The organism is Conyzicola sp. (assembly GCF_057073975.1).
On record NZ_JBXMIS010000125.1, the window covers coordinates 1 to 24,196 of the forward strand.

Consider the following 24,196-nt stretch of genomic DNA (forward strand, 5'->3'; position numbering starts at 1 on the left):
AGGGCGAGTGCGGTGGTGAGGGCGATCGCTGCGATCGGAATGAATGTGGCGCGCATGGTGGCGTCGGCTCCTGGCTCTGGGGTGGTCACGTTTTGCCAGAGTAGGTGGCCGTCTTCCCGGTCGCGAAATCACGTTACGTCGGGGCGTCACGGGGTGTCAGCGGGGGTCACGGTGCGTCATAGTTCGTCGTATTGGGATCTCTCGTCGCTGATCGCACGGAGCTCTTATCGCTCAGGCGGATCCCGCCGCCGCCAGCGGCAGCATCGACGCGTCGCCGCCCAACTCCAGCTGAACCAGCCGGATCGCGGTCTGCTCGTCAAGCACTAGGTGGGTGATCACCCCGGCGCGCAGGGCCGCGAGCAGGGGAACAACCTTGCTGTCGCCGGCAACGGCACAGACGCGCCTCGGCACCCTCTTGAGCTCTGCGGGGGTGGGGCCGGTTGCACGTTCGTTCAGAGATAGGTCCTCATAGGTGCCGTCGGCGCGCAGGAAGACCGTGCAGACGTCGCCGACCACTCCCTCGGCCTCCAAGGTCTCGATGTCCTCGCGCTCGAGGTAGCCCGCCGAGTACACGTGGCTCGGCACCTCGCCGGCCACCGCGCCGATCGAGAACAGCACCATGTCTGCCCGGCGCTGAAGTTCGAGCACCCGCGCGATCGACCGCTCGCGCCACATGGCGCGTCGGGTCTCGGCGTAGTCGAAGAAGGCGGGAACGGGAAACAGCTGCACTCGCGCGTCGAAGGCATCCCCGAACAGTGACACGAGATTGGCCACGTAGTCGACGCCCGATGTGCGGTTGTTGGCCGCCCCGTTCAGCTGCACGATCGAGCTGCCCCTCGTGGTTCTCTTGTTGAGATGGCGGGCGACGGCGGCCACGGTTGTACCCCACGCGACCCCGAGAACCATGTCGGAGTCGAACCAGCCAGAGACGATCTTCGCAGTCGCAATCGCCACCTGTTCCAGTCGTTCAGCGACCGTTGCAGAGTCGCTCGTCGGCACCACATAGACCTCAACGCCGAACCGCGAGTGTATGGCCTGACTGGTGCCGGGTGCCCGTGTCGGCGTGGGGCGGAGGGTGATCTCGACGAGCCCCGACTCCCGCGCCTGCTTGAGAAGGCGCGAGACGCTCGAGCGCGACATGTGCAGTCGACTCGCAATGGAGTCCATCTTCATGTCCTGCAGGTAGTACATCGACGACGCGGCGAGAAGCGTCTCCTCGTGGTTCATTCGACTCCTTTTGCACGTATGTGCACGATGCCTGCTCAGATCGCCAGACGGTCGATTCATAGTAATACGCTGAGTTCTCGTCACTCTCCCCGATGACATCTCACCCGCCGTCCCCGAACCACAGGTTTCCTCGATGACAAGCACCCTCACCGCCGCCAGCCGCTCGGCCGCCCTCGACCGACTCGCCGCCAGCGCGCAGCCAGGCCGCGAGCTTGATGTGCTCATCATCGGCGGCGGCGTCACCGGTGCCGGCATCGCTCTGGATGCAGCCAGTCGTGGGCTGGACAGCGTCGTCGTCGAGGCGCAGGACTGGGCTGCCGGAACCTCGAGCCGATCGAGCAAGCTCGTGCACGGCGGACTGCGGTACATGCAGATGCTCGACTTCAAACTGGTGCTCGAGGCGCTGCACGAACGCGACCTGCTGCTCACCACGGTCGCGCCCCACCTCGTGCGCCCCCTGCCGTTTCTGTACCCCGTCAAGCGCCGGATCGTCGAGCGGGCATTCGTCGGCGCTGGCATCCTTCTCTACGATCTGCTGGCCAGTCTCCGGCGCGGGCCTCGAGCGCTGCCGTTCCACCGCCACCTCTCGCGCCGCGGCATCGCCAGGGTCTTCCCCGACCTCGCTCCCCGCGCAGCCGTCGGTGCCATCGAGTACTGGGACGCCAACGTCGACGACGCGCGCTTCGTCATGACCCTGCTGCGCACAGCGTCAGACCACGGCGCCCACGCGGCGTCGCGGGTGCAGGTCGTCGGCCTCACCAAGGATGCCGATGGAACGGTCACTGGTGCCGTGCTCGAGGACCTCGAGACTGGCGCCACCATCACCGCACGCGCCAAGTCGGTGATCAGCTCGACAGGCGTGTGGACCGAGAAGTCGCAGGCGCTGGCCGACGATGCTGGCGGCTTGCGCGTGCTGGCGTCCAAGGGAATCCACATCGTCGTGCCGCGCGATCGGATCACGGGCTCGGCCGGTCTCATCGTGCAGACGTCGACGAGCGTGCTCTTCGTAATACCGTGGTCGCGCTACTGGGTGATCGGAACGACAGACACACCATGGCACGAGTCGCTCACCAACCCCACCGCGACGGCAGCCGACATCGAGTACGTCATCTCCGAGGCGAACAAGGTGCTTGCCTCGCCGATCAGCACCGCCGACGTCATCGGCACCTGGGCCGGCCTTCGCCCTCTGCTTCAGCCCGGCACCAAGGAGGGCACGAGCTCGGCGAAGGTCTCGCGCGAGCACACCGTCGCCTCGCCAGTGCCCGGACTCGTCGTGATCGCCGGCGGCAAGTTCACCACCTATCGGGTGATGGCCAAGGATGCCGTTGACTTCGCGCTCGGACGCGCCGCCAAGACGCAGAGCTCTCGCACCCGGGGCATCCCCCTGCTCGGCGCAACAGGCCTCGACGCCGCCCGTCTGCAGCTCGCCACTGCCAGTGAGCGATACGGCTGGTCGCAGGCGATGCAGGATCACCTCGTCCACCGTTTCGGATCGGCGGTCGGCGACATCCTCTCGCTGTGCGACCGTGACCCCAGCCTCGCCGTTCCGCTGGCCGGTGCCCCCGCGTACTTGCGCGCCGAGGTGGCCTACGCGGTCACCCATGAAGGGGCAATGCACCTTGACGACGTGATGATGCGGCGCACACGCATCGTGTACGAGTACGTCGACGAGGGCGCTGCGGCGCTCGACGAGGTTGTCGACATCGTGGGTCCGCTACTTGGCTGGGACTCCGCCCAGCGTCTGGCAGAGACCTCGAACTACCGCGAGCGCACCGCGGCGGATGCCGAGGCTGCCACGTTGTACGACGACGCCGCGGCATCCCGGGCACGCGACCGCGTCGCCGACATCGTGCCGATGGCCGATAGCAGCACCGCGCACAGCTAGACGACCCCCGCCGGGAACCCCCGTGATCATAGGAGACCACACCATGCCCAACCACGTTCTGGCCATCGACCAGGGAACGACGAGCTCGCGCGCCATCATCTTCGACCATGCCGCAGAGGTCGTCGCCCGCGGGCAGCTCGAGCACCGTCAGATCTTCCCCCGGGCCGGCTGGGTCGAGCACGATGCCGTCGAGATCTGGGACAAGGTGCGCGAGGCTGTCGGCATCGCGCTGACCCGCGCAAACCTCACCGCGACGGATATCGCCGCTGTCGGCATCACCAACCAGCGCGAGACGACGCTCGTCTGGAACCGCCACACCGGTGTCCCTGTCGCCAACGCGATCGTCTGGCAGGACACCAGAACACAACGCCTGTGCGAGCAGCTGGCGGGTGACGCGGGGGCCGACCGCTACAAGTCCGTGGTCGGCCTCCCCCTCGCCACCTATTTCGCCGGCCCGAAGATCCGGTGGATCCTCGACAATGTCGACGGGGCGCGCGCTTCCGCAGAGGCGGGAGACCTCTACTTCGGCACCATGGACACCTGGTTGCTTTGGAACCTCACCGGTGGCGTCGACGGCGGAGTGCACGTGACGGACGTGACCAACGCCAGTCGCACCATGCTGATGGACCTCGACACCCTGCAATGGCACGAAGGGATCGCGGCCGACATGCAGATTCCCCTGTCCATGCTGCCGGAGATCCGCTCCTCGTCCGAGGTGTACGGCGAGGGGCGCGCCCACGGCATGCTGCCCGGGGTGCCGATCTCCGGCATCCTCGGCGACCAGCAAGCGGCCACCTTCGGTCAAGCCTGCTTCACCGAAGGCATGGCGAAGAACACCTACGGAACAGGCAACTTCCTGCTGCTCAACACCGGCACCCGGCGGGTCGACAGTGCAAACGGCCTGCTGACGACGGTCTGCTACAAGATCGGCGACGCCCCCGCGGTGTACGCGCTCGAGGGCTCGATCGCCGTGACCGGATCACTCGTGCAGTGGCTGCGCGACAACCTCGGCATGTTCTCTGACGCGCCCGACATCGAGAAGCTTGCCCTCGAGGTCGACGACAACGGCGGCGCCTACTTCGTGCCCGCCTTCTCCGGCCTGTTCGCACCGCACTGGCGACCGGATGCCCGTGGCGCCCTGCTCGGACTCACTCGCTATGTGACGAAGAACCACATCGCACGCGCGGCACTCGAGGCGACCGCCTTCCAGACCCGGGAGGTCATGGACGCGATGAACGCGGATGCCGGGGTCGAACTCGCAGAACTGCGCGTCGACGGCGGCATGGTCGCCAATGAGCTGCTCATGCAATTCCAGGCGGACCAGCTCGGCGTCGACGTCATTCGCCCGCGGGTAACCGAGACGACGGCGCTGGGTGCCGCCTACGCCGCAGGGATCGCCGTCGGCTTCTGGGCTGGCGAGAGCGACGTCGTCGGCAACTGGGCAGAGGACCGTCGATGGACCCCGCAGATGGCACCCGCCGAACGCGATCGCCTCTACCGCAACTAGAAGAAGGCCGTGACGAAGACCATGGGCTGGGTCGACGACGACGTGGAGTCGCCGTAGCCCAACCCTGGAGCACGCGAGCTCGCGGGCCCCGAAACACACCACCAACCACAACCCACAAAGGAGTAGGGAACACAATGAAAGAGAAACTGCTGAAGAGGAACGGCTTCTGGCTGTTGCTCGCCGTGGCGATGATGCTGGTATCCGCGATCGGGGCCTCGGTCGTGCAGACCAATGTCGGCCAGGTCACGGTCAAGGACCTGCGCTGGGAGACCCCGAACGGCCAGCTGATGAGCGCCCTGCTCTTCAAGCCGAACGATGTGAGCGCCGACAACAAGGCTCCTGCGATCGTCGTCAGTCACGGCTGGTGGAACAACCGTGAGATGCAGGACGCCAACTACGTCGAGCTCGCGCGCCGCGGCTACGTGGTGCTGTCGATCGACATGTACGGCCACGGCAACTCGGACTACCTCAACAACGACGACCTCGCAGCCGGTGGAACGGGAATGTACGACGCCGTTCGCCTCATCGCCGACCTGCCCTACGTCGACACCGACAAGATCGGCGTCTCTGGCCACTCGAACGGTGCCCGCGCCGCGAACTTCTCGGTCGCCATCGACAACGCCGCAGAGACGCAGCTCATCTCCGCAGTGCTGCTGGTCGACAACGACGCGGTCTACACCGACGCAGCCAACGACAACGCGTATTTCGACATGTACGGAACGCGCGACACGGGAATCGTCGCCGACCAGTACGACGAGTTCTTCTTCCGCAGCTACAGCGCCGAGGGAGCAGTCCTGACCCCGCCGCGCGAGTACATCGGCACGCCGAACGCACAGTCCTTCCTCAATTACGGAGCTGACCCCAGCACGCTGGGCGACGAGAAGCGCGAGAACGACACCGTCTACACCGACGGTGATGGCGGTGCCATGCGTGTCGTCTACACCCCGGCCGAGACACACCCCTGGGGCACCATCTCGAGCACCACGGTCGGCAACCAGATCGAGTTCTTCGAGCAGGCCTTCGGCGCACCTACGCCGATCGCGGGCGGCTCGCAGATCTGGCAGGTCAAGGAGGTATTCACGACAGTCGGGTTGATCGGATTCGGAATCTTCCTGCTCGCCTTCGCCCGCTACCTGCTCACCCGACCGTCGTTCGCCCGCCTCTCGGTAGCGCCGAGCCCTGCCACGAGCGCCAAGGGTCGCGGCGGGCTCGCCTGGTTCTGGGGCGGTCTCGCGGTCTCAACGCTCTTCTCGGGCGTGAGCTACGTCTGGCTCAGCCAGCAGCCATTCGAGCAGGGAATCGCGTTCAACGTGGTTCCGTCGATCTTCACCCAGGGAGCAGTGTTCTTCATCGCGTCATGGGCGGCTATCAACGGCATCTTCGCCCTCATCGTGATGACACTCTCGTACCTGCTGTTCGGTCGCAAGAACGGCGCAGACCTGCGGGTGAGCGGCGTGCTTCCCGGATGGCGGGTCGTGCTGCACAGCCTCGGCCTCGCCGTCCTGGTCGTAGCGATTGCCTACGGGATCGTCTTCGTTCTTGACTACTTCTTCAAGACCGACTTCCGGCTCTGGGTTATCGCGGTCAAGGCGTTCACGCCGGACAAGCTGTGGATCGGCCTCCTCTACGTGCCGTTCTTCCTTCTCTATTTCGTAGCCAACTCGGTCGCCATCAACAGCTTCAACCGAGTAACCGTTCGTGGCAGAGAGTGGCTCAACACCGCCATTCTGGCGTTTGTGAACTCGCTCGCCCCCATCATCCTGGTGGTCGCGCAGTACACGACCTTCGCGAACACGGGCTACACGATTGACGGATTCAGCGGCATCTTCAGCATCTGGCTGTTCCCGGTTATCGTGATCCTCGCGGTCACCGCGGTGATCTCTCGCAAGATCTACCAGATGACGAGCAACCCATACATCGGCGGCTTCATCAGCGCCCTCGTCGTGACGATCATCTCGGTGACGAACACCCTGACCGTCAACTAGGCCTCGTCGGCTGGTGGTAGGCCGACGACGCCGGGGGGCCGTAGCGCACACGCGCTGCGGCCCCCCGTGCGTTAGCCCGTTGGGCGCTCGTATTCGCGGCTATTCTTCGAGAATGGCTGGCATCGCAGACACCAATCACGTCGACATGATCGTTCAGGAGACCGACGGCAGCGTGGTGCTCGTCATGGTCGAGAGCCGCGACTGGGGCTCCGATCCGCTGCAGGCGGAGCAGCTCAAGCAGAAGATCAACCGGTACACCGGGTATGTGGTTGAGGGCGGTCTTGTTTCAGATTTTCCGCATCTTGCTGGGGCTGCCGTCAGCATCCGACTCGATTGCGTGTCGGCGCCGAGTCGAGAGTTCGCGCGGATCGTCGAGGTGACGACGGCGGGGCTTGGGCGGTTGGGGGTGGCGTTCATTGTCGGTGTGAGTAGTTCATTTTGAGGTCGATCGACCGGCGAAATACATTCAGCTCACGAGGGGCGTGAGCGTCCCACGCTCTCACCCGTACTTCACACGATGTCCTCGGGCCCGCCTGCCAAATAGCGCTCCGCCAGCCCCAGTATCGGTCGCAACGCGACTGGAAGCGTGGCACTATTCATCCGCAAGCATGACTCGCGTCAGAGCGGTCCGCTTATTCACGCCGACCGACTGGGCGAGATCATCGGCCTCCCGCAGGAGATTCTGTGCCCTCATCGACCCTGAGATTGGGCGTTGATTGACCATGACTCAAAGCGCAGAAGTCCTTACAAGCGTTCTGCCTTGGGCGGTCCTCGTTCACCCAATCAATTCGGCAGCACGCGCTCGCACAGCATCGGATTTCGATCCACTTGTCAGTGACCGCGCAACTTGCATCAGCTGCCGTCGATCTTCCGCCACTGCATCGAGCACGTGTAGGGCACCAACAATGACACGCTCGTCCTCACAGTCCAGCAATGAATAAATGGTCCAAAGTCCGCCGCGGAGACCGTTGACGCACGACGCCTGGAGGTGTGCGCCGCGCGCCGACTCTTCGGACGCATGCGGCGCTCCCAAAGCGATCTCAACGAGCAGCTCGACAGCGCGATAGCGCGCAGCGTGACTTAGCGAGCCGATGGACAACTCGACCAAGGTCGGACCGATCACCAATGCCGCGGCCTCGTACAGCTCACCTTGAACGACCACTTCGTTATCCAGATGGGACCAGTAGGCCGATTTCGCCTCTTCATCATTTTCAGCCGCGAACAAGTCGGCCAAGGCCCGTGGAACGGCATGCGCGTCCCCCACAGCCGTCCTAACAGATTGCCAATCGATGGCATCCAGCAGCGCTCGAGTTGTTGGACTCATTCTTCGTCCCAACGCCCACCCGCCTTCCATTCCGCACCAGGGGGAAGCTGCTTCTGATCGTACTTGGCTTGGCATGACCAGCAGACGGGGACCTGCTCCCCGGTCCGAGGACGAATAGCTTGCGTGAAGGTGATGTCCTCAGGATTTCCTCCGATCTGTCTTGCTCAGAACGCCGCAATGACGAGAAATGATCGCTTAGCTCGAGACGCGGGTGTCCCCCGAATGTGTCAGCAGAAATGCGGACCGGGTGAACCAGCTAATCCATGCGCCTCGGGCGTGTCAGATTGACCTCGAAAGCCGAGCAAGGAGAAGTACCGATTTCGGTGGATCCAAGGGGATTCGAACCCCTGACCCCCTGCATGCCATGCAGGTGCGCTACCGGGCTGCGCCATGGACCCCGGTTGCTGCCTCTCCGGTGACCCGGAATTGCAACTTCCCTAGGTTACTACAGACTGAACGTATGGCCGAACCGATCACCGTCTCGATCACCCGCACCGTCGATCCGCACCGCGCAAAGGAGGTCGCCGCGTGGGCACGCGCCGGGCAGGACCTCCTGAGCGCCTCGCCCGGCTATCTCGGCTCCGGCTGGGTGCGCCCCGACCCGCAATCGCCCGAGTGGCACATGCTCTTCCGGTTCGCGGACGCCGAGAGCCTCGCCGCGTGGGAGGCGTCGCCAGAGCGCGCCTGGTGGGTCGCATCCGCGCTCGGAATGGTCGAGCACTCACCAGAGGAGCGCCGCACCGGCATCGAGGGCTGGTTCGACCAGCCGGCCTCGGTCGAGGTGGTCGACGAGAAGCCCTTCACTCCCCCGCGCTGGAAGCAGATGGTCGCGATCTTCCTGGTGTTCTACCCGCTGTCGCTCGCCGGCAACTGGGTGCTCTCCGGCTTCGCGAGCGAGTGGGCGATGCCGCTGCGGGTGCTGGTGCTCGTCATCGTGGTGACGCCGATCATGACCTACGTCGCCCTGCCGCTCGTCACGCGGGCGCTGCGGCCCTGGCTGCAGCGCCACTGAGCTCGGCCAGCTAGGAGGTGTGGCAGGCGGGCACGCACTTGGCGCAGCCGTCGGAGTTGCTCCAGTAGAGACGCTTCGCTGCCGCCACGGCTTCACTGCATGACGAGAAATATCCGAGATCTTGCCGGTTGAACGGTGCCGGAAGGCATCCCTTCAGCGAGGCCAGGTCGTGAACCTCGTGGTCGTTCGATCCGGGCTGGGCGTTCTTGTTGACGCAGTAGTACGGCATTGTGCGGCCCCTCTGTTCTGGCGCGACCCTCTCGCGCTCGAGGCACCTTAGTCACGCCGCGAACTCGTCCGCTCCTCTCCTCCACAGGCAGCAATCTGCGGAGAACTGGTACTATCGAACATACGTTCGAACCTGCGAAAATGGATGCATGTCCCCCAGCATCGCGATCGCCTCGGCCATCGAGGCGGCGCGCTGCATTCCGCTGGTGGATTCCGCTTACTCCCCGATTGCCGATACTGAGCTACTCGAGCTCACGCGTCAGGCCGCGCGACTGCAGGGCCTTGCCGCTACCCTCACCACCGTCCTGGCGGGCGAGATCGCTCGCCGCTCAGCCCCAGAGCTCGGCCAGGCAGGCCTCGCGCAACGCGCAGGTCACCGCACCCCGCACGAGCTGGTTCGCGTTACCACGGGCTCGACGGCTCGCGAGGCGTCGAGCGCGGTGCGGGTTGGCGGGCTCTCGACCACCCACCCGTGGCTCGAGGCGGTGCACGCCTCGCTCTCCACTGGCTCGCTGTCCCCGGCAGCCGCCGATTCCATCGCTACCGGCCTTGGGGCGCCAAATGTGTCCATCGATGCGTCACTGCTGACGGCAGCGGCAGAGCGGCTCGCGACCGAGGCCGTATCGCTCGATGCCGACCGGTTGCACCGGCGGGCCCGTGAGCTGCGTGATGAGATCGACTCCGCGTCAATCGCGGATCGCGAGACCGAGCGCAGGTCGCGGCGAGCGCTGACCTTTCGCCGTCGCGCCGACGGCATGTCCCACCTCAGCTGGACCATGGACCCAGAAACCGCCGCCGCCGCCGGCGAGCTCTACGATCGGGCAACATCTCCCCGTCGGGGCGGGCCGCGGTTTGTCGACTCTGGCACGAGTATCGCGGCCTCCTGCATCGCCGACGACGAGCGCACCACCGAGCAGCTCGGTTCCGATGTGTTTCTCGAGCTGTTGCGGCAGGGCGCCCACAACGACCCCTCGCAGCTGCTCGGCAGCGGCGCCCCGCAGGTGCGGGTGCTCGTCACCGCCGAGTCGATCCGCACCCGCGGCCACGGCTTCATCGAGGGCCAGCCCGACCCGGTCTCGATCGAGACGGTCGAGCGTCTCGCCTGCGGTGGCACAACAGCCGAGATCGCTCTCGCGGGCGGGCAGCCGCTCGATGTCGGCCGCGATCAGCGGCTCTTCACCACGCGGCAGCGAGTCGCCTTGGCCGCCCGAGACGGTGGATGCCGCTGGCCAGACTGCGAGAGACCGCCCAGTTGGGCAGAGGCCCACCACATCAACCACTGGGCGCGGGATCACGGCCGCACCGATGTTGCCCACGGCATCCTGCTCTGCCGGCATCACCACCTGCTCGCGCATAACCATGGGTGGGAGATCCGGGCCGGCGAGCGCGGCGAATACTGGCTGGTGCCGCCGCCCGGGGTCGATCCGCTGCAGACACGGCGAGCGATGCCGACGAAGAGCCGTGCGATGCGGGAGCTGCAGTGCGCCGGCTAGCCTGTGGGGCCCGGCCTTCTGACGAGAGCCGGCTACTGGCTCTCTGCCGCGCGGATGGCGGCGTCGGCATCCATGTCATCGAGCTCTGCTTCGAGGTAGGAGTCAACCTCGGGCAGGTGCAGCGTGAAACTCGAGAAGGCCTGCATCGAGAGCGTTCCGGAGCGCAGCACGAAGTCCATGCTGTGACCGCCGACAGTGCGGTCGTCGGCTATGAAGTGCAAATGGTAATCGGCGACGCTGAGGCCCTGAAACACATCCGGGCCTTTGAAGCCGAGCAGCGTGCCGTGGGTCTCACCAATGGTGCTCTCGTGCTGGTCCTTGACGGCGTCCGCGAGACCGCGGAACGGCTTCTGCTGCCGCACGGCCTCGCGCATCGTCACGCTCTCGAAGACCCCATCCACACGGATGGCGTAGAACAGGTTGTGACTCGGCACGAGGCTGTCAACGAGAGCCTCGAACCCCGCCTCCGTCAGCGGCCCGGCGAGTTCCTGGCTGAACGTCGGCTCGAACCGGGCGACCTCGGCGAACGGAACCCGTGCCTCGGGCGCGACCCGCTCGACTCCGCTCGCGCGGCACACGAAGAGCTGCCCGTCGAGCAGCACGAGCTCGCCGTCGAGGGCGTCACCGCATCCGACGCCGAGGGTTCCGCGGTCGAGAATGCTGGATGCCGTGAAGGCGCCGTCATAGAGGCCGGCGACCAGCGCATCCACGAACGAGAACTGCTCGATGGCAGTGCCCGCCCGCGGACGCAGCGAGCTCACGCCGCGGCGATCTCGATCGGGATGGCAGGGCAGTCCTTCCAGAGGCGCTCGAGCGAGTAGTACATGCGGTCCTCCTCATGGAAGACGTGCACGACGAGGTCGCCGAAGTCGAGAAGCACCCAGCGGCCCTCCGCGCGGCCCTCCCGGCGAATGGTCTTGACGCCGGCCTCGATCATCTTGTCCTCGATCTCACCGGCGATGGCGATGACGTTGCGCTCGTTGCGCCCCGTCGCGAGGAAGAAGATGTCGGTGAGAGGAAGTGGCCCAGAGACGTCGAGCGCCACGAGATCCTCCGCCTGCTTGGCATCGGCAGCGGTCGCCGCAATGGCGAGCAGCTCGCGGGCGTGGTCAGTAGCAGTCACAGGGTCCTTCAGGGTGGGCAAGTGGATGAGAGGTGTTCAGCGGTCAAGTCTAGAAGATTCGACCAGCGAGGCCTGCGATAAGCAGGCCGACGACACCGACGGCCATGACGGCGGCGGTGATGAGAAGCACGGTGAGCATGCGGTTGCCGTGAGGCTTGTTGGCACTGCTGATGACACCGCGCGCCGACGTGTGGGTGCTGACGGCGCGGATGGCGCTCACTGGTGCCGAGTCGGCGGCACCGGTCTCGCGCTCCCGGTCGTCGTACAGCAGGTCGACATCGCTGTCATCGAAGTGGCGCGAGTCGCCGCCCACGCTGCTGAGGCTGCGGGGCAGGTCGATGCTTCCGGTGAGCAGGATCTCGCCCGTTGCATTCAGCGCGGGCGGGAAGGGATTCGCCCGCGGCATCTCGGGAAGCACAAGGGCACTCGTCGTGGTCGCGACGTTGCCGCCGCCGACCTCGCGGGTGACGGTGTTCTCCCACGGCTGCGTCTCGTCGTCGAGGTCTGCCTGGCGCGACCAGTGGCCAACCGGGGCGACCCAGCCACCCGTGTGCTCGAGGTCTGAGTCGACCTGCGGCTCTGCCATCGGCTCGAGAAAGCTCGGTCCGTGAGCAACGGGCGAGTCGGTCACGCGCTGCGAGGCCGAGGGTGGCGCCAGTTGACCGCTGCGCGATAGCGCCTCGAAGTCGGACAGCTCGTCGATCTCTGGAACGCCGACCGCGACGGGCGGAGAGGGTGCCGGTGGTGGTGGCGGAGGCGCCGTGACGGTTGCCGGGGGCGCGATCAGGGGCGGGGGCTGCGTTCCCGTGACGACACTCGGACCCACCGGAGGCGGAGGCTGCGTTCCCGTCACAAGGCTCGGATTCGGGGGCAACGGAGGCTGCGTTCCCGTCACAAGGCTCGGGTTCACGGGTGGCGGAGGCTGGGTTCCCGTGATGAGACTTGGGTTCAACGGCGGCTGCGTTCCCGTCACAAGCGCAGGGTCCATCGGCGATGGGCCGGTCGCGTCGAGGCTGACCGCGGAGTCCTCGGCGAGCCGCTGGCGCATCTCTCGACGACTCAAGGTCTGCTGGGGTGTGACCGGCGCAGCATCCGTCGTTGGTGAGGCCACGGGTGCCGGAGCGGCCGGAGTAACGAGCGGCGGTTCGACACTGGGAGTGACCGCATCGGCCGGGATGTCGATGGAGGTCGGTCCGACCTCTGTGCGGTACTCGAGGTCGATGGGCGGTGCTGCTGGCGCGGAACCGGGCTCGATCAGCGGTGGGGCTGCCGCACGCCGGCCGGTCGTTCTGCCCTCTGGGCTGAAGTCCCGAACGCGAAACTGCGGTGCCGCCTGGTCGACGGGCTCGGCGGAGGCAGGAGCGGGCGCCTGGGCCTCCGGCCGCGCGGCGGGGGCAAGCTGCGGCTCTGGCGCCTGATACGACAGTGGCTCGCCGCGACCCTGGGTCATGTACTCGAGCGGCTCGCCAGCAGTTGGCGGCACCTCGTAGAGCCCCTGCTGGGCGGCCTCCCGAGCGCGACGGCCAGAGCGGGTCAGAGGCTGCTCGGCAGCGTCGGCGGCCCCGGCAGCGCCCGGTGACACGGCAGCACTCGGAGACGCAGCAGGGTCAGGAGCAAAAGGCGACGGCGGTGCGGGGGTGACGGCAGGTGCGGGGGCGACGGCAGGTGCGGCGGCGACAGGAGGCTGCTCGCTGGGCGGCGTGGGCTGTTCGACGTCGGCGCTGGCGAAGCCGGTGGGGGCATCCGGTTCTTCGCTACGCTCGCTCTGCCGAGCCGACCTCCGCGACTGCGGTGGCGGATCCTGGAACGTCGTCATGGTTTACTCCGATACAAGTGGTGTTTGGAGATGTACTGAACAACACCATCGGGGACCAAATACCAGACCGGGAAGCCCCGGCCAACCCTGCTGCGACAATCCGTTGAGGAGATAGCCAGCGCGGGCACTTCAAGCGAGCTTACGCCCTGCTCTGGCAATCCGGAAATGGTCAGCGGATGCCCGGGGCGCGAGACGGCGATGAAATGAGCGAGCGACCAGACCTCGTCGACGTCTTTCCACTCCAGGATCTGGGCGACCGCGTCGGCACCGGAGATGAAGAACAGGTCGGCGTCTGGGCGTGCAGCCCTGATGTCGCGGAGGGTGTCGACGGTGTAGGTCGGTCCCGCTCTGTCGATGTCGACGCGGCTGACGGTGAAGCGCGGGTTGGCCGCGGTTGCGATGACGGTCATCAGGTAGCGGTGCTCGCCGTCGGTGACATCGCCCTTCATCCACGGCTGGCCCGTCGGCACGAAGATCACCTCGTCGAGGTCGAAATTCTGCTGCACCTCACTCGCGGCCACGAGGTGGCCGTTGTGAATGGGGTCGAACGTGCCGCCCATGACGCCTATGCGCTGCCGGCGGGCCTCATTGCCTACCGTCTCGCTCGCCGCCATGGAGCCGGCCTAGTGGCCGTGGCTGTCGTGGTGAGCGCCACCGTGGGCGGCAGCGTCTCGACCTCGCGTGGTGCGGTTCGCGACGTCGCGGTAGCTCCAGGTCACGATGCCGAGGAAGAGGAAGACGACGAAGGCGATTCCTGCCGCGATGAACGGCACCGTCGGGTCAGCGGAATGCTCTGCGGTCTCGGCTGCGATGCTCGCAACCGCGGTGCTGAGGTTCAGCGACATGAGATCTCCATTCGTCGGTGCCTGACAATCCTAGCGAGGCTGGCTGGGCTACTTGCGCACCTGGCCCGTGCCGCGCACGATCCACTTGGTGCTCGTGAGCTCTGGCAAGCCCATCGGGCCTCGCGCGTGCAGCTTCTGTGTCGATATGCCCACCTCTGCGCCAAAGCCGAACTCCCCGCCATCGGTGAACCGTGTGGATGCGTTGACCATGACGACAGCGGAGTCGACCTCGGCAAGGAAGCGCTCTGCTCTCGCGAGGTCGTTGGTGACTATCGACTCGGTGTGGTGGGTCGAGTACTGGCGGATGTGGTCGATGGCAGCATCGAGATCAGGCACGACACGCACAGCGAGGTCGAGGGTCATGTACTCGGTCTGCCAGTCGAGCTCTGTGGCAGGCACGGCATCCGGGAAGATCGCCAGTGCCGCCTCGTCGGAGTGCAGCGTCACACCCTGCTCGCGCAGTCGTCGAAGCACGGGAGGAAGGAGGCTGGCAGCGGCCGACTCGTGCACCAGTAACGTCTCGAGAGCGTTGCAGACGCTCGGACGCTGCACCTTCGCGTTGCTGACGATCTCCACGGCCATCTCGACGTCGGCGCTCTCATCGAGGTACACGTGCACGACCCCGGCACCGGTCTCGATGACGGGAACCTTCGACTCTGTCACCACCGTGGTGATGAGGTCGGCGCTGCCTCGAGGAATCAGCACGTCGACGTAGCCGCGCGCCTGCATGAGCTGCCGGGCGCCATCCCGACCGAACTCGTCAATCGTCTGCACCGACTCGACAGGCAGCCCGACGGAGTCGAGCGCCTCCTGGATGATGGCGACGAGCACCCGGTTGCTGTTCTCTGCGGCACTGCCACCCCGCAGCACGACCGCGTTTCCGCTCTTGAGCGCGAGCGCGGCGATGTCGACCGTCACGTTGGGCCGCGCCTCGTAGATGGCCCCGATGACACCGAAGGGAACACGCACCTGGGTCAGCTGCACGCCGTTGGGAAGGCTGCTGCCGCGTACCACTCCCCCGACGGGGTCAGCGAGGGCGACGATCTCTCGCACGGCAGACGCCAGCCCGGCGAGGCGCTGCGGTGTGAGGGTGAGCCGGTCGAGCAGGCCGACCGCGAGGCCGTTCTCCCGGCCGTTGGCAAGGTCGAGCTCGTTGGCCGGCACGATGCGGTCGGCAGCCGCCTCGACGGCAGCGGCGATAGCGAGCAGTGCGGCGTTCTTCGTCTCGGTCGTTGCGGTGGCGAGCACGGTCGAGGCAGAGCGCGCGGCCTCGAGCTTCTCGGTGAACGACGTGGCGGTGAGGGTGCTCATGGCCACAAGTTTAGAGAGAAGCAGCCTCGAACCACGTGCCGATGTCGGCCCCGGCGAGTGCCTCGGCAACCTGGCCGGTCTCGGCGAGCAGCGTTGGGGTGCCGGATGCCGCGGCGAGCTTCGCAGCGGCGACCTTGGTTCCGGCACCGCCAGTGCCAACCCCGGCCGCACCGATGTCGCCGAACGTGACACCGGAGAGGTCGTCGTCGAATGGCACGGTCGCGATCTTCGTCGCTCCCGGTTCGCCGGGAGGGTGCGTGTAGAGGGCGTCGATGTCGCTCAGCAGCACGAGAACATCCGCCCCCACGAGCTGGGCGACGAGCGCAGCAAGGCGGTCGTTGTCGCCGAAGCGGATCTCGTGCGTTGCGACGGTGTCGTTCTCGTTGACGATCGGCATGATGCGCAGGTCGAGCAGTCGCTCCATGGCGCGCTGGGCGTTGCCGCGGTGCGTCGGGTTCTCGAGGTCGCCCGCGGTCAGCAGCACTTGTCCTGCGACGATGCTGTAGCGGTCGAGGCTGTTCTGGTAGCGGTAGATGAGCACGTTCTGGCCGACGGCGGCGGCGGCCTGCTGCGTCGCGAGGTCGGTGGGGCGCCCGTCGAGGGACAGGTACGGGATGCCGGTCGCGATAGCGCCAGACGACACAAGGATCACCTGCGATCCGTTCGCATGCGCCGCCGCGAGTGCGTCGACGAGGGGCTCGATCTGGCCGACGTTGGCCCCGCTGATCGACGAGGAGCCGACCTTCACGACGATGCGCCGCGCGCCCTTGATAGCCGCGCGCGAGGTGATGCTACTGGTCACGATCCGCCTGTTCACGTTCCTCACGGCTCACGACGATCTCGAAGCCCTCGTCGTCGCTCCAGATGCCGGCGGCGCGCTCGGCCTCGAGCTCTGCACGTGCGGCGGACTTGGCGTCCATGCGCTCGAGGTAGCTCGCGCGCTTGGCCTTGCTTGTCTGTCGGCGGCCCTCGTCGAGTCTCGCGTCGGTGCCGCGGGGGCTCGCAATGAGCTCCGCTGCGGAGGAGACGGTCGGCTCCCAGTCGAAGACGACACCGCCGCCCTCGCCGATCATGACGGTTGAGCCGGGAACGGCCCCTGCCTTGAACAGCTCGTCCTCGACGCCGAGTTTGGCAAGGCGGTCGGCGAGGAATCCGACGGCCTCGTCGTTCTCGAAGTCGGTCTGCTGCACCCAGCGCTCCGGCTTGGCCCCGATGACGCGGTAGAGGTTTCCGTACGAGCCGCCCTCGACGCGCACGACGAAGTCGGCCTCGTTGACGGCTCTCGGGCGGATGACGATGCGCGGCTTGATCGCCTCTGCGGCGACCTTGGCGACCCGGTCGGCCTCCACGATCTCGGCAAGGGCAAACGAGAGCTCGCGCAGCCCAGCACGAGAGACAGCAGACACCTCGAAGACGCGGTAGCCGCGGGCCTCGAGGTCGGGGCGCACGAACTCCGCGAGCTCCTTGCCCTCTGGTACGTCGGTCTTGTTGAGCGCGATGAGCTGCGGGCGCTCGAGCAGCGGCAGCTGGCCATCGGGCACGGGATAGGCGGCGAGTTCGCCGAGGATGATGTCGAGGTCGCTGAGCGGGTCGCGTCCCGGATCGAGGGTGCCGCAGTCCAGCACGTGGAGCAGCGCGGAGCATCGCTCGACGTGCCGGAGGAACTCGAGCCCGAGGCCCTTGCCCTCGCTGGCTCCCTCGATGAGGCCGGGCACATCCGCGACGGTGTAACGGGTCTCGCCCGACTCGACGACGCCGAGGTTGGGGTGGAGCGTGGTGAAGGGGTAGTCGGCGATCTTCGGCTTGGCGGCAGAGAGCGCGGCCACGAGAGAGGACTTGCCGGCGGAGGGGTAGCCGACGAATGCGACGTCGGCGACTACCTTGAGCTCCAGCTGCACATCGCCCTCGAAGCCGGGCGTGCCGAGCAGCGCGAAACCGGGAGCCTTGCGCTTGGTGTTGGCGAGGGCGGCGTTGCCGAGTCCGCCCTGGCCGCCCGCGGCGACGACGAAGCGCATGCCGTGCTGGTCGAGGTCGATGAGCTGCTCGCCCGCAGCGTTCTTGACGACCGTTCCGACGGGAACGGGAAGAATCATCTCCGCGCCAGAGGTACCGGCCTTGAGGTCGCCCTGGCCCGGCTGACCGTGCTCTGACTTGCGGTGGGGCGAGCGGTGGTAGTTGAGCAGGGTCGTGGTCTGCACATCGCTGACCAAGACGATGTCTCCACCGTTGCCGCCGTTGCCACCGTCAGGGCCGGCAAGCGGCTTGAACTTCTCGCGCTTGACTGACACGCAGCCGTTGCCGCCGTGCCCTGCGAGAAGGTGCAACGTCACCTGGTCGACAAACGAAGCCATGTGTACTGCCTGCTCTCAAGAGAAATGCGTAAGGGCGAGCATGATGCTCGCCCTTACGTGAAAAACTGCCGTGCGACTAGGAAGCCACCACGATGTTGATGACGCGACGGCCACCCTTTGCTGCGAACTGCACCGCACCGGCCTCGAGGGCGAAGAGGGTGTCGTCGCCGCCACGGCCGACGTTGGCGCCGGGGTGGAAGTGCGTACCGCGCTGGCGCACGATGATCTCGCCAGCGGAGACGACCTGGCCGCCGAAGCGCTTCACGCCGAGGCGCTGTGCGTTCGAGTCGCGGCCGTTACGAGTGGACGATGCGCCCTTTTTGTGTGCCATGTGTTCAGCCCCTACGCGATGCTTGTGATCTTGATACGAGTCTGCTCCTGGCGGTGGCCCTGGCGCTTCTTGTATCCGGTCTTGTTCTTGAACTTCTGGATGACGATCTTCGGTCCGCGAAGGTCGTTCAGAACCTCAGCGGTTACCTTGACCTTCGCGAGGTCCTTGGCTCCACTGGTGATCTTGTCACCGTCGACGAGCAGCACGGGAACGAGCGAGACGTTGCCCTTGTCGTCAGCCTTGATGCGGTCGAGCACGACGATGGTGCCGACCTCAACCTTTTCCTGACGCCCACCGGCGCGCACAACTGCGTAAACCATTTGGTTACCTAACTTTTGGAGGCAAGCGCCTCGAGAAGACTGGTGGAGTGGATCGCGGGCTTTGCCCAGCGCACACCAAGGGTCAAGACTACAGGGCGTCTGGCCCTTCGGTCAAACCTCGACGGGCGCGCCATGAACGCAGCAGCATGGCTCCGATGACGACCATCGGAGCACCGGTGAGGAAGACCGTTCCGCTGGCCCCGATAGCGCTCATGGCTACCTGCGCGAGCATCCGTCGCGACTCCACTGCATCGAGCTCGAGAGCGAGCTGCGCGGCGAGAGCGACGGCAACGACGAAGCCCGCAACCGCAGAGATGGCGAGTGCGCCGAGCACCACGGATGCGGTGCGCTGCGACGCACGCGCCACCATCACGAGCCCGGCAAAGACCGCAACGCCGAAGGCCGCAACCGGCAGGATCCAGCGTTCCGCTGCGGCTCCGAGGGCGGGCAGCGCATACTCGACCATCGACTCCGGGTAGCGACCCTGGGATGACACCACGCCGATGACGCTCGATGCCGCGAGCGAGCCGAAGGCTGCGAGAAGAATCGCGGATGCCGTCACCGCCGCCTGCACAATCGTCGTGCGCACCCCTAGACCTCGTCGATCAGTCCAGAGACCGCGTAGTCCATCGGGTGCGCCCGCAGCCAGAGCCACAACAGCACGGAGGCGAACAGCACGAGCACCAGGTGGTTGATGAAGCTCGCGGCGCCCGTCAGCACGCCGAGAACGGCATCCTGAGCCAGTGCCCGCCCATCGAACGGCCCTGGGCTGACCGAGTCGACCACGGCTGTGACGAGCTGCGCGACAATCACGAGGATCGCCCCTGCCGCCGTCGCGAGAGCGCCACGGGTGAATACGAAGGGAAGCGTCAGCTCGTCGGCGAGCGGGGCGATCAGCCAGAGACCGAGGAAGACTCCGAGGGCGAAGGGAAGCGCGAGTGGGAGGAAGTCGAGAACTGCGGGCCAGTCGATGCTGTCATCCGCTCCCCGCGCCGCCCACACCAGTATCTCGTTGAGAATTCGGCCGATCAGCAGCACGACCGCGATGCCGAGAGCAGCGACGAGCGCTGGCAGCCTGCCGCGGCGCCGCGCGAGCGAGACGAGCGTGCGCGACATGCGGCCGTCAGCCATTCGGCACGGCCGACAGGGCTCGAAGGCGTAGCCAGATCAGTACTGCCGCGAGGAGCACGACGGGCCCGAGCTCCACTGTCGTGGCAAAGAAGCCCTGCACGGCCCCCACCACCTGGTAGCCGAGACCGTCGACCTCTGGCATGCGCGCGCCGAAGAGACTCGACGAGAGGGTGCCGGCAATCCCGAGGATGAGCCCGGCGATGACGGTCAGCAGCGCTCCCCCGACCACCGCAAGGGCCGCTCGCGCGATGGTGAGCCGAAGGGTGATGCCAGCAGAGATGGGAGCGAGCAGCCACAGCACAAGGAAGACCCCGAGGGAGAAGACGACCACGTAGCGGAACATCGACGAGGCGAAGTCTCCCCACTGCATGCCGATGACGAAGAGGTCTGGCCCCGTCATCACCTCGGCGATCGAGCCGGAGACGACCTTGATGAGAGCGGCGGCGGCAAGGTATGCCGCTGACAGGGCGGCGATGTAGAGCGCGGGGCGGCTGGCGCCGTCGGCCCGCAGGTCGAGGAGGGACAAATCCAGTGGCCTTTCATGCTTAGATCAGGCAATGACGGTCTTGATCGACCAGCCCATCTGGCCTGCGCACAACACTCTATGGGGTCACCTTGTGAGCGACCACTCCCTTGACGAGCTGCACGCTTTCGCGGAGGCTGCGGGGCTACCCCGCCGCGGTTTCGATCACGACCACTACGACGTTCCGGCATCCCGCTACGACGACCTCGTTGCACGCGGGGCCGTTCCCGTGGGAGTTCGGGAGATGGTCACGCGCCTCCGCGACAGCGGGCTTCGCGTGACCCAGCGCGAGAAGCGCGGCCCGTAGACCGCGCTTCTCGATTCGACCGGATGTCGCGGACTACTCGCTGATCGGCGCGCTGACCACGGCACCCGCGCTGCCGGCACGGCGCGAGACGCGCGAGCGCCCCTGCCCCGGCTGCTTGGGCTCTGGCAGTGCCTCGAGCACGGAGCCGAGAAGCTCGTCTGTCTCCGCGGGGCGGGCACGGCGCGGCGCACGCTCCTTCTTCGCCACCGGGATGTCGAGAATCTCGATGGCGACATTCACTGGCACGTCGGCCGGTGTCGGGTCCTCGTGCGTGATGGCCGGCTGCTCGTGGTCGGCATGCACCGTCTTCGCCGCGACCCGCGCGAGGGCGTTGCGCACGTCATCGGTGATCGCGTGGGTGCCGTTGGAGCCTCCGCCGTTCGACGTCGGCGTCGAGCGCTGCGACGGCTGGCTGCCAGCGCTGCTGCCGCTGCCACCGTTGCCGCCGCGACCGCCGCGACTGCGACGCCCGGTGCCGGGCTCCGACTGCGGCTGCTGCTGCACGTGGCGTCGGTTGACCGGCTCGTGGTGGATGACGATGCCACGACCGGCGCAGACCTCGCACGGCTCGCTGAACGTCTCGAGCAGGCCGAGTCCGAGCTTCTTGCGGGTCATCTGCACGAGGCCGAGCGAGGTGACCTCAGCCACCTGGTGCTTGGTGCGGTCGCGGGAGAGGCACTCGACGAGTCGGCGCAGCACGAGGTCGCGGTTCGACTCGAGCACCATGTCGATGAAGTCGACGACGATGATGCCGCCGATGTCGCGAAGCCGAAGCTGGCGCACGATCTCCTCCGCGGCCTCGAGGTTGTTCTTGGTGACCGTCTCCTCGAGGTTGCCGCCCGAGCCGACGAACTTGCCGGTGTTGACGTCGACAACCGTCATGGCCTCGGTGCGGTCGATGACGAGAGAGCCGCCGGATGGCAGCCAGACCTTGCGGTCGAGCGCCTTCTCGATCTGCTCGTTGACGCGGTACTCGTCGAAGGGGTCGTTGGTTCCCTCGAAGGTCTGCACCCGGTCGATGAGGTCAGGCGCGACGCCGCGCAGGTAGGACTCGATGGTCTGCTGCGCGTCGCTGCCGGAGATGACGAGCTTGTGGAAGTCCTCGTTGAAGACATCGCGGATGATCTTGACCAGCAGGTCGGGCTCGGAGTGCAGAAGGGCAGGAGCCTGTGCCGACTCGACGAGGTGGCTGATCTCCGCCCACTGGTTGGTCAGGCGCTGCACGTCGAGCGTCAGCTGCTCCTCTGTCGCACCCTCGGCGGCGGTGCGCACGATGACGCCGACGTTGTCGGGCAGAACCTCCTTGAGGATCTTCTTGAGGCGAGCGCGCTCGGTGTCGGGCAGCTTGCGGCTGATTCCGTTCATCGAGCCGTTCGGCACATAGACGAGGTAGCGGCCGGGCAGGCTCACCTGCGAGGTGAGGCGGGCGCCCTTGTGGCCGACCGGGTCTTTCGTGACCTGCACGAGCACCTTGTCGCCGGGCTTGAGTGCGAGCTCGATGCGGCGCGCCTGGTTCTTGCCGTCGCCCTCTGCTGCTGCGGCATCCCAGTCGACCTCGCCCGAGTACAGCACGGCGTTGCGGCCGCGGCCGATGTCGACGAAGGCGGCCTCCATGCTCGGCAGCACGTTCTGCACGCGACCGAGGTAGACGTTGCCGATGAGCGACATGTCCTGGCTCTTGGCGACGTAGTGCTCGACGAGCACGCCGTCTTCGAGAACGGCGATCTGGATGCGGTTGTCGCGCGAGCGAACCACCATCACCCGGTCGACGCTCTCACGCCGCGCGAGGAACTCGCTCTCGGTGATGACGGGGCGGCGGCGGCCTGCATCGCGGCCGTCACGGCGTCGCTGCTTCTTGGCCTCGAGGCGGGTGGAGCCCTTGACGCGGGTCGGCTCGTTGCTGAGCACCGGCTCTGGTCGCGGCTGGCGTACGCGCACGACGGTGTTGGGGGCGTCGTCGCCGTCGCGCGGCTCCTCGCCCGGACGCCGGCGGGAGCGGCGGCGCACGGTGCCGCTGTCGTCACCCTGGTCGGCATCCTGCGGAACGCGCTCGCGCTGCTGGCCTCTGCCGCCACGCGTCGGCTGCGGCAGGTCGTCGATGACCGGCGTGGTCATCGGCGGCGCCTGGAAGATGAGGGACGTCGTCGGGCGACGCTTCGGCGCCTCGGCGACGGGCTCCGCTGCCGTCTCGGAAGCGGCGGCTGGGGCCTCGTCGGCTGGGCTCTCGTCGGCTGGGGTCAGATCGGCTGGCTCCGCGTTCACGTGGGCCGCGGCCGACTTCGGCTCTGCGACCGCCTTGCGGGCGCGGAGTCCGCGCTTGGGCTTCTCGTCGGCAGACGCTGTGTCTGCGGTCGCCTTGCCCAGCAGACGCGAGCGCCTCTTCGGCGGCTCTCCAGTGCTGTTCTCCGCCGAACCGGCGCCATCGATCTCGTTGTCGTTTTCATTCACCATTGCTGGTGTCTCCTGGCCCGGGTGGGCAACCGCGCCACCCACCGGGTACTTCTCTCGTGCGCTAACCGGCCTCCAGGGCTGGTCCGCTACTAATCCTTCAGGTCTGCCGCCGGCATGTCGTGCTCAGTGCCTATGTGCTGCGCACGTGTGCGTGCTGTCGCACCGTCTGCTCTGGCGGCTGGATCACGGCTGTCACCACGTGAACCACGGAACTTGCTATCCGTGAGAACCACTGCGGTTCCCGCCCGGTTTGTTGCCCGGTAAGCCTTCTTTGGGTGCCAGGTCGAGCGCGGCTCGGCTGGCGTCATCAAATTATCGCATGTATTGCCGATTACCCGGCATTGACCGACCCACGGCCGCTCTGTCTGCTGGCACCCTGCGGCTGTCAGCGTGCGCATACAGACTGCGTGTCATAATCCGTGGGTGACTGACTCCAGCGTCGATCGGCGCCCGATCGCCTATGCAATAGTCCTCATCGTTGCCGGCATCGTCGGCTGGATCGCCGCATTCTCGCTGACAGTGGAGAAGTTCGCCCTTCTCGCCGACCCGAATGCGTCGCTGTCGTGCGACTTCAGCATCCTCGTGCAGTGCCGCGCCAACCTCGAGTCATGGCAGGGGTCGCTGTTCGGCTTCCCCAACCCGATCCTCGGGCTGACCGGATGGGTCGCCCCGATCGTGGTTGGCGCCGCGCTGCTGGCTGGCGCGCGCTTCGACCGCTGGTTCCGCATCCTGTTCACCATTGGAGTCGTCGCGGCGCTCGCCCTCGTGATCTTCCTGATCACGACGAGCATCTTCGTGCTCGGCACGCTCTGCCCGTGGTGCATGGTCACGTGGGCCGCGGTCATTCCCACCTTCTGGCTCGTGGTGATCACGAGCCTGCGCGACGGAACGATCACCGGCAACGCGCGCGTGCGTTCCGTCGCGAGTGCTCTCGCCTCGTGGGTTCCCGCCATCACCGTTCTCAGCTACCTCGTCGTCGCCGTCATCGCCCAGCTGCGACTCGACGTGCTTGCCTCCATCTGACCC

At 66.6% G+C, this 24,196-nt stretch carries 25 protein-coding genes and 1 tRNA gene; 8 read left to right on the forward strand and 18 right to left on the reverse strand.

Features of this window, described 5'->3' with window-relative positions; genetic code table 11:
- Positions 1 to 231: 231 nt before the first annotated feature.
- Positions 232 to 1,227: a sugar-binding transcriptional regulator gene (locus tag AC14A7_RS11285; protein WP_484009077.1), complete on the reverse strand. Its 996-nt coding sequence runs from the start codon at positions 1,225 to 1,227 to the stop codon at positions 232 to 234.
- A gap of 133 nt (positions 1,228 to 1,360) precedes the next feature.
- Between AC14A7_RS11285 and AC14A7_RS11290 the strand changes: the two genes are divergently transcribed.
- The 4 genes from AC14A7_RS11290 (at position 1,361) to AC14A7_RS11305 (ending at position 7,046) form a co-directional block, all read left to right on the forward strand.
- On the forward strand, positions 1,361 to 3,112 hold the full coding sequence (locus AC14A7_RS11290; protein WP_484009079.1) for a glycerol-3-phosphate dehydrogenase/oxidase: 1,752 nt from the start codon (positions 1,361 to 1,363) through the stop codon (positions 3,110 to 3,112).
- Between the two features lie 43 nt (positions 3,113 to 3,155).
- Entirely contained in the window at positions 3,156 to 4,619 is a 1,464-nt protein-coding gene (glpK, locus tag AC14A7_RS11295) for a glycerol kinase GlpK (RefSeq protein ID WP_484009081.1), read from the forward strand.
- Between the two features lie 134 nt (positions 4,620 to 4,753).
- Positions 4,754 to 6,604, forward strand: a complete 1,851-nt coding sequence (locus AC14A7_RS11300) for a dienelactone hydrolase family protein (protein WP_484009083.1) — start codon at positions 4,754 to 4,756, stop codon at positions 6,602 to 6,604.
- Between the two features lie 112 nt (positions 6,605 to 6,716).
- Entirely contained in the window at positions 6,717 to 7,046 is a 330-nt protein-coding gene (locus tag AC14A7_RS11305) for a DUF6572 domain-containing protein (RefSeq protein WP_484009085.1), read from the forward strand.
- A 333-nt stretch (positions 7,047 to 7,379) separates the two neighbouring features.
- Here AC14A7_RS11305 and AC14A7_RS11310 read toward each other — a convergent pair whose 3' ends face one another.
- Entirely contained in the window at positions 7,380 to 7,928 is a 549-nt protein-coding gene (locus tag AC14A7_RS11310) for a hypothetical protein (protein ID WP_484009087.1), read from the reverse strand.
- A gap of 324 nt (positions 7,929 to 8,252) precedes the next feature.
- A tRNA-Ala gene (locus AC14A7_RS11315) sits at positions 8,253 to 8,326 on the reverse strand.
- A gap of 62 nt (positions 8,327 to 8,388) precedes the next feature.
- Between AC14A7_RS11315 and AC14A7_RS11320 the strand changes: the two genes are divergently transcribed.
- On the forward strand, positions 8,389 to 8,940 hold the full coding sequence (locus AC14A7_RS11320; protein WP_484009089.1) for an antibiotic biosynthesis monooxygenase: 552 nt from the start codon (positions 8,389 to 8,391) through the stop codon (positions 8,938 to 8,940).
- Between the two features lie 10 nt (positions 8,941 to 8,950).
- Here the strand turns inward: AC14A7_RS11320 and AC14A7_RS11325 are convergent, their stop codons facing one another.
- Positions 8,951 to 9,169 carry a hypothetical protein gene (locus tag AC14A7_RS11325; RefSeq protein ID WP_484009091.1) on the reverse strand — a complete coding sequence of 73 codons (219 nt, stop codon included), beginning with the start codon at positions 9,167 to 9,169 and terminating at the stop codon, positions 8,951 to 8,953.
- 148 nt (positions 9,170 to 9,317) lie between these two features.
- On the opposite strand from AC14A7_RS11325, the gene AC14A7_RS11330 reads away from it, so the two are divergent.
- Entirely contained in the window at positions 9,318 to 10,661 is a 1,344-nt protein-coding gene (locus AC14A7_RS11330) for an HNH endonuclease signature motif containing protein (protein ID WP_484009093.1), read from the forward strand.
- Between the two features lie 32 nt (positions 10,662 to 10,693).
- Here AC14A7_RS11330 and budA read toward each other — a convergent pair whose 3' ends face one another.
- The 13 genes from budA to AC14A7_RS11395 form a co-directional block, all read right to left on the reverse strand.
- Positions 10,694 to 11,422 (reverse strand): acetolactate decarboxylase, encoded by a 729-nt coding sequence (gene budA / locus AC14A7_RS11335; RefSeq protein ID WP_484009095.1) that lies wholly within the window; start codon positions 11,420 to 11,422, stop codon positions 10,694 to 10,696.
- Complete coding sequence (gene rsfS, locus AC14A7_RS11340) at positions 11,419 to 11,784, reverse strand: ribosome silencing factor (protein ID WP_484009097.1); 366 nt, start codon at positions 11,782 to 11,784, stop codon at positions 11,419 to 11,421. The genes budA and rsfS overlap by 4 nt, the downstream gene beginning before the upstream one ends.
- A gap of 49 nt (positions 11,785 to 11,833) precedes the next feature.
- Positions 11,834 to 13,600, reverse strand: coding sequence for a hypothetical protein (locus AC14A7_RS11345; protein WP_484009099.1), 1,767 nt, complete (start codon positions 13,598 to 13,600; stop codon positions 11,834 to 11,836).
- Positions 13,597 to 14,214, reverse strand: a complete 618-nt coding sequence (gene nadD, locus AC14A7_RS11350) for a nicotinate-nucleotide adenylyltransferase (RefSeq protein WP_484009101.1) — start codon at positions 14,212 to 14,214, stop codon at positions 13,597 to 13,599. Before nadD ends, AC14A7_RS11345 begins: the two co-directional genes overlap by 4 nt.
- A 9-nt stretch (positions 14,215 to 14,223) precedes the next feature.
- On the reverse strand, positions 14,224 to 14,445 hold the full coding sequence (locus tag AC14A7_RS11355) for a hypothetical protein (RefSeq protein ID WP_484009103.1): 222 nt from the start codon (positions 14,443 to 14,445) through the stop codon (positions 14,224 to 14,226).
- Between the two features lie 48 nt (positions 14,446 to 14,493).
- Entirely contained in the window at positions 14,494 to 15,756 is a 1,263-nt protein-coding gene (locus AC14A7_RS11360) for a glutamate-5-semialdehyde dehydrogenase (RefSeq protein ID WP_484009105.1), read from the reverse strand.
- Between the two features lie 10 nt (positions 15,757 to 15,766).
- Positions 15,767 to 16,558, reverse strand: a complete 792-nt coding sequence (gene proB / locus AC14A7_RS11365; protein ID WP_484009107.1) for a glutamate 5-kinase — start codon at positions 16,556 to 16,558, stop codon at positions 15,767 to 15,769.
- Positions 16,548 to 18,107: a GTPase ObgE gene (gene obgE, locus AC14A7_RS11370; protein WP_484009109.1), complete on the reverse strand. Its 1,560-nt coding sequence runs from the start codon at positions 18,105 to 18,107 to the stop codon at positions 16,548 to 16,550. The genes proB and obgE overlap by 11 nt, the downstream gene beginning before the upstream one ends.
- A 76-nt stretch (positions 18,108 to 18,183) precedes the next feature.
- Positions 18,184 to 18,438: a 50S ribosomal protein L27 gene (gene rpmA / locus AC14A7_RS11375; RefSeq protein WP_484009111.1), complete on the reverse strand. Its 255-nt coding sequence runs from the start codon at positions 18,436 to 18,438 to the stop codon at positions 18,184 to 18,186.
- An 11-nt stretch (positions 18,439 to 18,449) separates the two neighbouring features.
- The gene (gene rplU / locus AC14A7_RS11380; RefSeq protein ID WP_484009113.1) at positions 18,450 to 18,758 is read right to left on the reverse strand and encodes a 50S ribosomal protein L21; all 309 of its coding nucleotides are present in this window, start codon (positions 18,756 to 18,758) and stop codon (positions 18,450 to 18,452) included.
- Between the two features lie 88 nt (positions 18,759 to 18,846).
- Positions 18,847 to 19,347 carry a hypothetical protein gene (locus tag AC14A7_RS11385; protein WP_484009115.1) on the reverse strand — a complete coding sequence of 167 codons (501 nt, stop codon included), beginning with the start codon at positions 19,345 to 19,347 and terminating at the stop codon, positions 18,847 to 18,849.
- A gap of 2 nt (positions 19,348 to 19,349) precedes the next feature.
- Positions 19,350 to 19,889: a hypothetical protein gene (locus AC14A7_RS11390; RefSeq protein WP_484009117.1), complete on the reverse strand. Its 540-nt coding sequence runs from the start codon at positions 19,887 to 19,889 to the stop codon at positions 19,350 to 19,352.
- Positions 19,882 to 20,415: a hypothetical protein gene (locus AC14A7_RS11395; RefSeq protein ID WP_484009119.1), complete on the reverse strand. Its 534-nt coding sequence runs from the start codon at positions 20,413 to 20,415 to the stop codon at positions 19,882 to 19,884. The genes AC14A7_RS11390 and AC14A7_RS11395 overlap by 8 nt, the downstream gene beginning before the upstream one ends.
- 31 nt (positions 20,416 to 20,446) lie before the next feature.
- On the opposite strand from AC14A7_RS11395, the gene AC14A7_RS11400 reads away from it, so the two are divergent.
- The gene (locus AC14A7_RS11400) at positions 20,447 to 20,719 is read left to right on the forward strand and encodes a DUF4031 domain-containing protein (protein WP_484009121.1); all 273 of its coding nucleotides are present in this window, start codon (positions 20,447 to 20,449) and stop codon (positions 20,717 to 20,719) included.
- Positions 20,720 to 20,752: 33 nt separating this feature from the next.
- Here AC14A7_RS11400 and AC14A7_RS11405 read toward each other — a convergent pair whose 3' ends face one another.
- Positions 20,753 to 23,170: an Rne/Rng family ribonuclease gene (locus AC14A7_RS11405; RefSeq protein WP_484009123.1), complete on the reverse strand. Its 2,418-nt coding sequence runs from the start codon at positions 23,168 to 23,170 to the stop codon at positions 20,753 to 20,755.
- Positions 23,171 to 23,593: 423 nt separating this feature from the next.
- Between AC14A7_RS11405 and AC14A7_RS11410 the strand changes: the two genes are divergently transcribed.
- Positions 23,594 to 24,193: a vitamin K epoxide reductase family protein gene (locus AC14A7_RS11410; RefSeq protein WP_484009125.1), complete on the forward strand. Its 600-nt coding sequence runs from the start codon at positions 23,594 to 23,596 to the stop codon at positions 24,191 to 24,193.
- Positions 24,194 to 24,196 lie beyond the last annotated feature (3 nt).

Bases quoted from the DNA above. Each gene is read 5' to 3' on its own strand.
- AC14A7_RS11305 (WP_484009085.1), top strand. From the start codon at position 6,717: ATGGCTGGCATCGCAGACACCAATCACGTCGACATGATCGTTCAGGAG.
- rplU (WP_484009113.1), bottom strand. From the start codon at position 18,758: ATGGTTTACGCAGTTGTGCGCGCCGGTGGGCGTCAGGAAAAGGTTGAG.
- AC14A7_RS11320 (WP_484009089.1), top strand. From the start codon at position 8,389: ATGGCCGAACCGATCACCGTCTCGATCACCCGCACCGTCGATCCGCAC.
- AC14A7_RS11290 (WP_484009079.1), top strand. From the start codon at position 1,361: ATGACAAGCACCCTCACCGCCGCCAGCCGCTCGGCCGCCCTCGACCGA.
- glpK (WP_484009081.1), top strand. From the start codon at position 3,156: ATGCCCAACCACGTTCTGGCCATCGACCAGGGAACGACGAGCTCGCGC.
- AC14A7_RS11360 (WP_484009105.1), bottom strand. From the start codon at position 15,756: ATGAGCACCCTCACCGCCACGTCGTTCACCGAGAAGCTCGAGGCCGCG.
- AC14A7_RS11390 (WP_484009117.1), bottom strand. From the start codon at position 19,889: ATGGCTGACGGCCGCATGTCGCGCACGCTCGTCTCGCTCGCGCGGCGC.
- obgE (WP_484009109.1), bottom strand. From the start codon at position 18,107: ATGGCTTCGTTTGTCGACCAGGTGACGTTGCACCTTCTCGCAGGGCAC.
- rpmA (WP_484009111.1), bottom strand. From the start codon at position 18,438: ATGGCACACAAAAAGGGCGCATCGTCCACTCGTAACGGCCGCGACTCG.
- AC14A7_RS11310 (WP_484009087.1), bottom strand. From the start codon at position 7,928: ATGAGTCCAACAACTCGAGCGCTGCTGGATGCCATCGATTGGCAATCT.
- AC14A7_RS11405 (WP_484009123.1), bottom strand. From the start codon at position 23,170: ATGGTGAATGAAAACGACAACGAGATCGATGGCGCCGGTTCGGCGGAG.
- AC14A7_RS11345 (WP_484009099.1), bottom strand. From the start codon at position 13,600: ATGACGACGTTCCAGGATCCGCCACCGCAGTCGCGGAGGTCGGCTCGG.
- AC14A7_RS11325 (WP_484009091.1), bottom strand. From the start codon at position 9,169: ATGCCGTACTACTGCGTCAACAAGAACGCCCAGCCCGGATCGAACGAC.
- nadD (WP_484009101.1), bottom strand. From the start codon at position 14,214: ATGGCGGCGAGCGAGACGGTAGGCAATGAGGCCCGCCGGCAGCGCATA.
- AC14A7_RS11400 (WP_484009121.1), top strand. From the start codon at position 20,447: ATGACGGTCTTGATCGACCAGCCCATCTGGCCTGCGCACAACACTCTA.
- AC14A7_RS11300 (WP_484009083.1), top strand. From the start codon at position 4,754: ATGAAAGAGAAACTGCTGAAGAGGAACGGCTTCTGGCTGTTGCTCGCC.
- AC14A7_RS11285 (WP_484009077.1), bottom strand. From the start codon at position 1,227: ATGAACCACGAGGAGACGCTTCTCGCCGCGTCGTCGATGTACTACCTG.
- AC14A7_RS11355 (WP_484009103.1), bottom strand. From the start codon at position 14,445: ATGTCGCTGAACCTCAGCACCGCGGTTGCGAGCATCGCAGCCGAGACC.
- AC14A7_RS11330 (WP_484009093.1), top strand. From the start codon at position 9,318: ATGTCCCCCAGCATCGCGATCGCCTCGGCCATCGAGGCGGCGCGCTGC.